The sequence below is a fragment of the Pantoea sp. K16 genome, from assembly GCF_048452805.1.
Lineage (GTDB): Bacteria > Pseudomonadota > Gammaproteobacteria > Enterobacterales > Enterobacteriaceae > Pantoea > Pantoea agglomerans.
Window position 1 is genome coordinate 318,752 of record NZ_JBLWNV010000004.1, and the last position, 11,023, is coordinate 329,774.

The window sequence follows — 11,023 nt, forward strand, 5'->3', positions numbered from 1 at the left end:
CCTGCTCAGGGAACCCGGTCAGATCGGAAAAGCGCTAATGCCATCCCTGGCCGCTCGGCCCGCGCCGTCCCTGGCGCGGGACGCTTTCCTCCTCTGACCGCGTTCCCTGCGCGTTGAGTTTCTTCATTGCTGCCAGATTTAACCGGAGCTGGATTTGTCAGCAGTCTGAAGCGGCCCTCAGGCCGCTTTTTTATTTAGTCCGCGTCGTAGCCGAGATTCGGCGCCAGCCAGCGCTCCACTTCCATGACCGACATCCCTTTGCGTGCCGCATAATCTTCCACCTGGTCACGCTGGATCTGCGCCACGGCGAAATAGCGGCTGTCAGGATGACTGAAGTACCAGCCAGAGACTGACGCGCCCGGCCACATGGCAAAGGATTCGGTGAGCTTCATGCCGGTCTGTTCTTCCACCGCCAGCAGACGCCAGATGGCGGCTTTCTCAGTGTGCTCCGGGCAGGCCGGATAGCCTGGCGCCGGACGTATCCCCTGATAATTTTCCCGAATCAGCTCTTCATTGCTGAGATTTTCGTTGGGCGCGAAGCCCCAGATCACCTTACGTACCCGCTCGTGCAGGTATTCGGCAAAGGCTTCCGCCAGACGGTCAGCCAGCGCTTTCACCATGATCTTGTTGTAGTCGTCATGCTGACGATCGTACGCCTCCGCCAGCGCATCCTCTTCCAGCCCGCCGGTCACCGCGAAAGCACCGAGATAGTCCGCTTTGCCGCTCGATTTCGGGGCCAAAAAATCCGCCAGACAGTAGTTGGCGAAGTCGGTTTTTTCGGTCTGCTGGCGTAAGTGATGACTCACACACAAAATCTCATCACGCCGCTCATCACTGTAGAGATGAATATCATCGCCGACCCGGTTAGCCGGAAAAATACCGACCACGCCACGTGGCTTCAGCAGCGACTGCTGGCTTAATCTGTCGAGCATCGCATTGGCATCGGCAAACAGACGCTGCGCCTCTTCACCCACCACCTCATCCTCCATGATGCGGGGATATTTACCCGCCAGCGACCAGGTCATAAAGAATGGCGTCCAGTCGATGTAGTTGCGCAGCGTTTCAATGCTGGCCTCCACCTGGCTGACCCCGGGACGGTGCGGCACGGGTGGCGTGTAACTCTCCCAGTCAATTGAGGTGGCGTTATCGCGCGCCGCCTGCAGCGAGACCGGCGGCGTGCGCGGCTTTTTGCGTGCATGCTGAATGCGCACGGTCTCGTACTCTTTGCGGGTTCGGGCGACGAAATCCTCTTTTAAGGTGGCGGAGAGCAGCGACGACACCACGCCAACGGTGCGTGAGGCGTTCTGCACGTAGACCGTCGGGCCACTGTAATGCTGCTCAATTTTGACAGCGGTATGCGCCTTCGAGGTGGTCGCGCCGCCAATCAGCAGCGGTAAGGTAAAGCCCTGACGCTCCATCTCTTTCGCCATGTTGACCATCTCATCCAGCGACGGCGTAATCAGGCCTGATAAGCCGATGATGTCCGCATTCACTTCGCGCGCCGTTTTAAGAATTTTTTCGCCCGGCACCATCACGCCAAGGTCAATGATTTCGTAGTTATTACACTGCAGCACCACGCCGACAATATTTTTCCCGATGTCGTGCACGTCGCCTTTGACCGTAGCCAGCACGATTTTACCGTTGCTGCGCCCCGCCTCTTTGCTGGCTTCGATAAAGGGCTCCAGATACGCCACCGCCTGCTTCATCACGCGCGCCGATTTCACCACCTGCGGCAGGAACATTTTGCCCTCACCGAACAGGTCACCGACCACGTTCATGCCGGACATCAGCGGGCCTTCAATTACCTCTATCGGCCGTGGTACCTGCTGGCGCGCCTCTTCGGTATCCTGCTCAATAAACTCGGTGATCCCCTTGACCAGCGAATACTCCAGCCGTTTCACCACGTCCCAGCTGCGCCATTCCGCGAGCTGTTTTTCCTGCGAGCCATCGCTTTTGCCGCCACGGTATTTCTCCGCCAGCGCCAGCAGCCGCTCGGTGCCATCATCCCGCCGGTTAAGAATCACATCCTCTACCGCCTCGCGCAGTTCTGCCGGCAAATCATCATAAATCGCCAGCTGGCCTGCGTTGACGATGCCCATATCCATGCCTTTACGGATGGCGTAATAGAGAAAGACGGCATGTATCGCTTCACGCACCGGATCGTTGCCACGGAATGAAAACGATACGTTGGAGACGCCGCCGGAGATCATCGCATGGGGCAGCTCGCGCTTGATATCTTCGCAGGCACCAATGAAATCCATGGCGTAGTTGTTGTGTTCGTCGATGCCGGTGGCGACCGCAAAGATGTTGGGGTCGAAGATTATATCTTCCGGCGGGAAGCCGACCTGTTCGGTGAGGATCCGGTAAGCACGGCGGCAGATCTCAATTTTACGGGCGCGGGTATCCGCCTGACCCACTTCGTCAAACGCCATGACCACCATCGCCGCGCCGTAACGCCGGACCTGACGCGCATGATGAATAAAGGCCGCTTCACCCTCTTTCATCGAAATTGAGTTCACGATCCCTTTGCCCTGAATGCACTGCAACCCTTTCTCAATCACCTCCCATTTTGAGGAGTCGATCATGATCGGCACGCGGGCGATATCCGGTTCGCCAGCAATCAGATTCAGAAAGCGTACCATCGCCGCCTCGGCGTCGAGCATGCCTTCATCCATGTTGATATCGATGATCTGCGCGCCGCTCTGCACCTGCTGCAGCGCCACTTCCAGCGCTTCGTTATACTTCTCTTCTTTGATCAGCCGTTTAAATTTTGCCGAGCCGGTGACGTTGGTGCGCTCACCGACGTTAACAAACAGTGACTCTGCGGTGATGTTAAGCGGCTCCAGACCGGAGAGACGGCAGGCCACCGGGATCGTCGGCAACTGACGCGGTGCAACGCCTTCAACCGCCGCCACCATGGCAGCGATATGTTGCGGTGTGGTGCCACAGCAGCCGCCAATAATGTTCAGGAATCCGGCGGTGGCCCATTCACCAATCTGCTGCGCCATCACTTCCGCATCCAGATCATATTCGCCAAAGGCATTGGGCAGACCGGCGTTGGGATGGGCGGTCACGTAGCCTTCAGCGATGCGCGACAGTTCCGCCACATACTGACGAAGTTCGTCGGGTCCCAGCGCGCAGTTCAGGCCAAAAGAGAGCGGTTCGGCGTGACGCAGCGAGTTGTAAAAAGCTTCGGTGGTCTGGCCGGAGAGCGTTCGGCCGGAGGCGTCGGTGATAGTGCCGGAGATCATCAGCGGCAGCGCCACGCCCAGCGCTTCCATCTCGGTCTGCACCGCATAGACGGCTGCTTTGGCATTCAGCGTATCGAACACCGTTTCAATCATGATGATGTCGGACCCGCCCTCCACCAGCGCGCGGGTCGATTCGCGGTAAGCCTCCACCAGCTGATTAAAAGTGACGTTACGGTAGGCAGGATCGTTGACATCGGGTGAGATCGAGCAGGTGCGGTTGGTCGGGCCGAGCACACCCGCAACATAACGCGGACGATCCGGCGTTTTCGCCGTCCACGCATCGGCGCAGGCTCGCGCCAGGCGGGCCGCTTCAAAATTGATCTCCGCCGATAAACGTTCCATCTGGTAGTCCGCCATCGCAATCGACGTGGCGTTAAAGGTGTTGGTTTCGAGGATATCCGCACCCGCCGCCAGATAGGCGTCGTGGATCTCGCGGATCACCGCCGGTTTACTCAGCACCAGCAGATCGTTATTGCCTTTGAGATCGCAGGACCAGTCAGCAAAACGGCTGCCGCGATAATCCTCTTCTTCCAGCTTATAGCTCTGGATCATGGTGCCCATACCACCATCCAGCACCATAATGCGTTGTGCGAGCTGCTGTTTTAACGCGTCGATTTTATTGCTCACTGTTGCCCCATTCACGTCAGTCTGCTGGCGGAAAAGCCCGTTTTTCATTCTGGCACAAGCTGGTCAGGCGACAAAGTAACCTCGACTGAGAGATTTTCAGGTCACGGCTGTACAGGTCTGACCAGAAAACCAGCGTTTGCAAAGCGCGTGATTAAAACGAAAATGATTTCCACAATGCAAAAGGAGAAACAATGATGGCAACGCCGGTTCCTGTTAAGCGCGGCAAGAAACCCCGTGGCACCCCTGTCGCCGCACCCGCGGGAGGTCAGGTGCAATCGCTGACCCGCGGCCTGACGCTGCTGGAGCTGATTGCTGACTCACATGGCAGCGTAGCGCTGACCGAGCTGGCTCAGCAGGCGGGTTTGCCTAACTCCACCACGCATCGCCTGCTCAGCACCATGCAGCAGCAGGGTTTTGTCCGGCAGGTGGGCGATCTCGGGCTGTGGACGATCGGCGCACACGCCTTCGTGGTCGGCAGCAGTTTCCTGCAGAGCCGTAACCTGCTGGCGCTGGTACACCCGGTGCTGCGTAGCCTGATGGAGCAGTCCGGTGAAACGGTGAATCTGGCGGTGCTGGATCTCAGCGATCACCAGGCGGTGATCATTGATCAGGTGCAGTGTACCCAGCTGATGCGAATGTCCGCGCCGATTGGCGGCAAGCTGCCGATGCATGCGTCTGGCGCAGGCAAAGCGTTTCTGGCCCATCTGGGCGATGAGCAGGTCACCGCCCTGCTGCATCAGAAAGGATTGCATTACTACACGCCGAAAACCCTGATGTCGCCGCAGAGTCTGAAAGAGAATCTGGCGCTGGTGCGCAAAGCGGGCTTCTCATTTGATGATGAAGAGCATGCGCTTGGACTACGCTGTGTCGCCGCGCCAATCTATGACGAACATGGCGAGGCGTTTGCCGCGCTCTCCATCTCCGGCCCCATCGCCCGCATGACTGACGATCGGATTACTGAATTAGGTGCACTGGTCATCCGCGAAGCGCGCCAGGTTACGCTGGCGTACAGCGGTCGTTAACTTTATCTGCGCCGTAGCAGACGCTGAAACGCTGCGTCTGCCGCCAGGCGATCACCTCTTCCACATGACCCTGGGCGATGCGCTGCTGCTGCGCGCGCCACCAGCGGGCGTCGAATATCTCCGGATGCAGTTGCAACAGCAATGCGCCGGTAGCGGCTTCACTGCATAACGCATAGCGGAAGGTTTCCGGGAAGACATCGTCCGGCCCGACGCTGTACCAGGGCTCGGCGCTGAGTTCATCCTCCTCATAGCGCGCCGCGGGCACATCCCGGAAGTGCAGCTCCTGCATCGGGCGAATCTCATCGTAATCGTAAAAAATCACCCGGCCATGGCGCGTGATGCCGAAGTTTTTAAACAGCATGTCTCCGGGAAAGATATTGGCCGCCGCCAGCTGTCGGATGGCATTGCCATACTCTTCAATCGCGTGACGTCGCTCTGCGGCATTCGCCTGGGCCAGGTAGAGATTAAGCGGCTGCATACGGCGCTCCAGCCACAGGTGACGAATAATCAGGCGATCGCCTTCGATATGCAGCTTCTCAGCCACGCAGGCGTGGAGTTCTGCCAGCAGCGCCGGTGAGATGCGCGACAGCGGCAGCGCAAACTGCTCGAACTCCTGCGTATCCGCCATACGTCCCACGCGATCGTGCTCTTTGACCTGCTGATAACATGCGCGGACCTGCGCTTCCGTCACCTCTTTTTGCGGCGCGAAGCGATCCCTGATGACCTTGAACACCCAGTCAAAGCCCGGCAGCGTGAAGACCAGCATCACCATGCCGCGCACGCCGGGTGCGATCTCAAAGGCCGTCTTATTTTCTGCCAGCGCCTGAAGATACTCGCGATAGCTCTCGGTTTTACCGTGCATCTGGCAGCCAATCGCCATATAGCGCTCCGCCAGGGTTTTGCCAGGCAGAATCGGTTGCAGCCAGGCGACCAGCGCCGCAGGCACCGGCGCATAAACCATGAAATAGGCGCGGGCAAAACCAAAGACAATGCTGGCGTCATTCACATCGGTCAGACAGGTGTCGATCCACAGTTCGCCCGTTTCACTGCGCTGGATCGGCAGCAGACAGGGCAAGATGCCTTCCGGCAGATGCAGGCGCGCCACCAGCCAGGCGGTTTTGTTACGATAGAAGAGTTCACTGTTAACCTCGAGCCAGCCCTGGTTCAGCCGGGGAAAATGCGACTGCAGGTGGCGGACAATCCAGCCGACGTCGCGAGCGCGCTGCTGCCACGGCAACGTCAGCGGTAAATCGCTCAACACCTGATCTACCAGTGCCAGCCAGCCCCGCTCCGGCTGATAACGGCGCGATAACGGGCGCAAAGGTGTGACCGGTGCGGTCAGGGATTGAGAGCTGAAGATAAACAGCCGGTCCGGCTGCAGATCGGCATGTCCATGTAACCGGCAGTAGACAGAATTAAAGAAGCTTTCGGCAATTTCATGCCGTGGATAGCCGGGCAGCAGGCTTTGATAGTGGTCCTTAACCCGCAGCCAGAACATCTCATCCCAGCTGGCCGCACCGTTCAGCACCCGCAGTTGATCGGCAACCAGGCTGACGTGATGGTCATAGAGATGAATACGGGCCTTCATGGCATGCTGCACCGCCTGCCATTCCGCCTGCTCAAACCGCTGCTGCGCGCCAGCAGTGATGTCGAGAAAGCGACCATACTGTGCATCAAAACCCTGCAGGATAGTGTGGGCGATCAATGATTCGCGTGGCGGCATAATCAGCTCCGGTAAACGCCCGCCCACGGTTTTCGGACGGGGAATCAGTCAGAGGAAAAGGGTCAGAACTGATGCTCTTCGGTCGAACCGGTGAGCGCGGTGACCGAGGACTTACCGCCCTGAATGATATTGGTTACCTGATCAAAATAGCCGGTGCCCACCTCCTGCTGATGCGATGAGAAACTGTAACCGCGATCGCGGGCAGCGAACTCAGGCTGCTGAACCTTTTCAACATAGTGACGCATCCCTTCGCCCTGGGCGTAGGCGTGGGCCAGATCAAACATGTTGAACCACATGCTGTGGATGCCCGCCAGCGTGATGAACTGGAAGCGATAGCCCATGTCGCTGAGCGCCTGCTGAAACTTCGCGATGGTGCGGTCGTCGAGGTTCTTCTTCCAGTTGAACGACGGTGAACAGTTGTAGGCCAGCAGCTTGCCGGGGAAACGCGCATGAATGGCGTCGGCAAAGCGCTGCGCCATCGCCAGATCCGGCGTTGAGGTTTCACACCACAGGATGTCAGCATAAGGTGCATAGGCCAGCCCGCGACTGATCGCCTGTTCAATGCCGGCGTGGGTGCGGAAGAAGCCTTCTGCCGTCCGGTCGCCCTGGATAAAGGGACGATCGTATTCATCGCAGTCTGATGTAATCAGGTCAGCGGCGTCGGCATCAGTTCGTGCCAGCAGCACGGTTGGCACGCCCATCACATCGGCAGCCAGCCGTGCCGCTACCAGTTTCTGAATGGCTTCCTGAGTCGGTACCAGAACTTTGCCGCCCATGTGACCGCATTTTTTTACCGCCGCCAGCTGATCTTCAAAGTGGACCGCCGCCGCGCCCGCCTGAATCATCGCCTTCATCAGCTCATACGCATTCAGCACGCCGCCAAAACCAGCTTCAGCATCGGCCACAATCGGCAGGAAGAAATCGGTGTGCCGGCTGTCCCCCGCTTCAATGCCGCTGGACCACTGAATCTGATCGGCGCGCTGAAAGGTCTGATTAATGCGCGTCACCACTTCCGGCACCGAGTTCACCGGGTAGAGCGACTGATCGGGATACATCTGGCCCGCCACATTGGCATCCGCCGCTACCTGCCAGCCAGAAAGATAGATCGCTTCGATGCCCGCTTTGGCCTGCTGCAGTGCCTGCCCGCCGCTCAGCGCACCCAGGCTATTGATATACCCTTTCTTTGCCTCGCCATTCAGCAACGCCCATAATTTTTCCGCACCGCGCTCTGCCAGCGTACAGGCGGGCAGGACCGAGCCGCGCAGATTGACGACCTCTGCTGCGCTGTAAGGGCGGGTAATGCCCTGCCAGCGAGTGGTCTGCCAGAGTTGTTCCAGTTGATCGATCTGTTGAGTACGTGTCATGGCAATAGCTCCTCCGTTCAGGGGATCAGGCGATAGCCTGGCAGGGTAAGAAAAGAAACCAGCTCGCGCTCGGTGGTGATCTGAGCCATCAACTGCGCCGCGTCGTCATAGCGACCGGCGCTGAAGTGGGCTTCGCCCAGCGCGTTTTGCAGCAGATGCAGCTCTTCGTTAAGCCAGCGCAGAAACAGTTCAGCTGTGACCTGCTGGCCGCTGTTCAGCATTTGCTGATGACGAATCCATTGCCAGATTGAGGTGCGTGCGATCTCAGCGGTGGCGGCATCCTCCATCAGTCCGTCAATCGGGACACAGCCGTTACCGCTGATCCACGCCTCAAGGTATTGCAGCGCAACACGGATGTTGGCGCGCATACCGGCTTCGGTGCGCTCACCCTGACAGGGCGCCAGCAGCTGCTCCGCTGTGATCGGCGCATCCTCTTCCCGCATAACCTGCAGCTGGTTTGGCCGGTCGCCCAGCGCAGCGTTGAAGACCGCCATCGCGGTATCTGCCAGACCAGGATGAGCAATCCAGGTGCCGTCATGCCCGTTACCTGCCTCCCGCTGCTTATCTTCCGTCACGCGCTGCAGTACCCAGGCATTGCGCGTGGGATCTTTAGCGGGGATGAGCGCTGACATCCCGCCCATCGCAAAAGCCCCCCGCCGATGACAGGTTTTAATCAGCAGTCGCGAATAAGCGTCCAGGAACGGCTGAGACATGGTGACGGACTGGCGATCCGGCAGCACGCGATCCGCATGCTGTTTCAGGGTTTTGATATAGCTGAAGATGTAATCCCAGCGGCCACAGTTGAGGCCAACAATGTGATCGCGCAGATTCCACAGGATCTCATCCATCTGAAACACGGCGGGTAAGGTTTCGATCAGGACAGTGGCTTTGATCGTGCCACGCGGCAGATCGAACTGATCCTCGCTGAAACTGAAGATCTCACGCCACCAGGCGATCTCCTGCCAGCTCTCGGTTTTCGGCAGATAGAAATAAGGCCCGCTGCCTTTGGCCAGTAACGGCCGGACGTTGTGGAAGAAATAGAGCGCGAAATCAAACAGCCCGCCCGGAATTGCCTTCCCCTGCCAGCTGACATGTTTTTCTGACAGATGCAGACCGCGCACCCGGCACATCAGCACCGCAGGGGTAGCGCCGAGCTGATAAATTTTGCCCTTGTCGCTGGTATAACTCAGGGTGCCCTGTACTGCTTCGCGCAGTGTCAGCTGCCCTTTAATCAACGTTGACCACTCCGGAGACAGCGAATCCTCAAAGTCGGCCATAAAGACTTTAACGTTTGAGTTCAGGGCGTTAATCACCATTTTCCGATCGGGTGGGCCGGTGATCTCGACCCGACGATCTTCTAAATCTGCCGGAATAGATTGAATACGCCATTCACTGGCCCTTATGGAAGCCGTTTCCATATCGAAGTCTGGCAGATAGCCCTGGTCATATTGCTGCTGACGCTGCTGGCGAGCCGATAACAGCACTTCGCGTTGCGGTGCAAAGCGTGCGACCAGAGACTCTAAAAAAGAAACAGCCTCGGGCGTTAACAGCTGCTGTTCTGCATGGCTAAAGGGCTGGCTGAAAATCAGGGTATGGCTGATCACTGAGTCTGTCATGCTGGCGTTCTCCTGTATTCAAAGGATCGAAAGCAGCGGATCCACACGGTGTTTATTTTGTGAGCTACAGGATCAGAGCATAAGCATTTATTTTTTTAAATCAAAAACTATTTCCATTTTTAAATATAAATCAACCTATCCTTATGTTTTATCTGCAATAAAACTTTAATCCATTAAAGGAATTGCTTTCATTTAACGTTTTAAAGGCGAAAAAAAACCGTGTTGCTATCGGCTAACACGGTTCAGTTGATCTTCAGACAGGACTATTCCAGCGTTGGGTTCATGTGACGCAGATCGAACGGCGTGATCTGGTAAACGTAGTAGTTGAGCCAGTTCGAGAACAACAGATTGCCGTGACTGCGCCAGGTGGCGCGGGGTGGCAATACCGGATTATCCTGCGGGAAATAGTTATAAGGGACTTCCGGATTCACCCCCGCTTCATAATCGCGATGATACTCACCAGACAACGTCAGGGCATCATATTCCGGGTGCCCGGTAACAAACACCAGACGTTTGTCTTTACTCGCCATCAGATAGGCACCGGTTTGTTCCGATTCAGCAAACAGCTCAAGATCGGTGTAATCCGTAATCAAATGGGTGGGGAAATCAGCATAGCGTGAGTGCGGTGCGAGGAAATTATCATCAAAACCACGGGTCAGTAACGCATGGGGATGCAGTATCTGATGCTCATAGACACCAGACAGTTTGTTATGCCGGGTTTGCTTGGGAATGCCATACAGAATGTTAAGCGCAGCCTGAACCGCCCAACAGACAAACAGGGTTGAGGTGACATGCTCATTTGCCCAGTGCAGAACGCGCTGAATCTGTGGCCAGTAAGCGACATCATTAAAATCAACCAGCCCGAGTGGTGCACCTGTCACGATTAAGCCATCGTAGTTATCATGCTGGATATCTTCAAAATTGCAGTAGAAGTTGTTGAGGTGCTCAGTGGGCGTATTGCGTGACTCGCGGCTGTCGATGCGCAGCAGCTGAATATCGATCTGTAAGGGCGAGTTGGAAAGCAGACGCAGAAACTGATTCTCCGTTTCGATCTTTTTCGGCATCAGATTCAGTATGAGCACTTTAAGCGGGCGGATCTCCTGAACACTGGCGCGCGACGATGTCATCACAAAGACATTTTCGTCACGCAAAAAATTCACTGCCGGTAATTCGTCGGGAACCCTGATTGGCATAACCTGCTCACCTCTTACAACCATATAAACGTTTAGACATCTGGATGCCCAACATTAGCCTGATCGTTGTAAGATGTCGAGGTTTGATGCAGAAAATGAAAATGTTTCAGCTTAACGTGGCAAAGTGCAGACGTAAAAAAGCCCCGCACTTCCGTGCGGGGCTTCTTCACTTATTTGATGCCTGGCAGTTCCCTACTCTCGCATGGGGAGACCCCACACTACCATCG

General features: G+C 56.8%; 6 protein-coding genes. 1 reads left to right on the top strand and 5 read right to left on the bottom strand.

Annotated elements, in window-relative coordinates:
• Positions 1–194: 194 nt before the first annotated feature.
• Positions 195–3,878, bottom strand: a complete 3,684-nt coding sequence (gene metH, locus ACK13D_RS07625; RefSeq protein WP_418796067.1) for a methionine synthase — start codon at positions 3,876–3,878, stop codon at positions 195–197.
• Positions 3,879–4,072: 194 nt separating this feature from the next.
• Between metH and iclR the strand changes: the two genes are divergently transcribed.
• Entirely contained in the window at positions 4,073–4,900 is an 828-nt protein-coding gene (gene iclR / locus ACK13D_RS07630; RefSeq protein WP_010252683.1) for a glyoxylate bypass operon transcriptional repressor IclR, read from the top strand.
• On the opposite strand, the gene aceK is transcribed toward iclR, so the two are convergent.
• The 4 genes from aceK to metA form a co-directional block, all read right to left on the bottom strand.
• Positions 4,875–6,623: a bifunctional isocitrate dehydrogenase kinase/phosphatase gene (gene aceK, locus ACK13D_RS07635; RefSeq protein WP_418796056.1), complete on the bottom strand. Its 1,749-nt coding sequence runs from the start codon at positions 6,621–6,623 to the stop codon at positions 4,875–4,877. The two genes, iclR and aceK, sit on opposite strands and share 26 nt — an antisense overlap.
• 62 nt (positions 6,624–6,685) lie before the next feature.
• Positions 6,686–7,987: an isocitrate lyase gene (gene aceA, locus ACK13D_RS07640; RefSeq protein WP_033770824.1), complete on the bottom strand. Its 1,302-nt coding sequence runs from the start codon at positions 7,985–7,987 to the stop codon at positions 6,686–6,688.
• Positions 7,988–8,004: 17 nt separating this feature from the next.
• Positions 8,005–9,603 carry a malate synthase A gene (aceB, locus tag ACK13D_RS07645; protein WP_346550596.1) on the bottom strand — a complete coding sequence of 533 codons (1,599 nt, stop codon included), beginning with the start codon at positions 9,601–9,603 and terminating at the stop codon, positions 8,005–8,007.
• A 263-nt stretch (positions 9,604–9,866) separates the two neighbouring features.
• Complete coding sequence (gene metA, locus ACK13D_RS07650) at positions 9,867–10,796, bottom strand: homoserine O-acetyltransferase MetA (RefSeq protein ID WP_010252696.1); 930 nt, start codon at positions 10,794–10,796, stop codon at positions 9,867–9,869.
• Positions 10,797–11,023 lie beyond the last annotated feature (227 nt).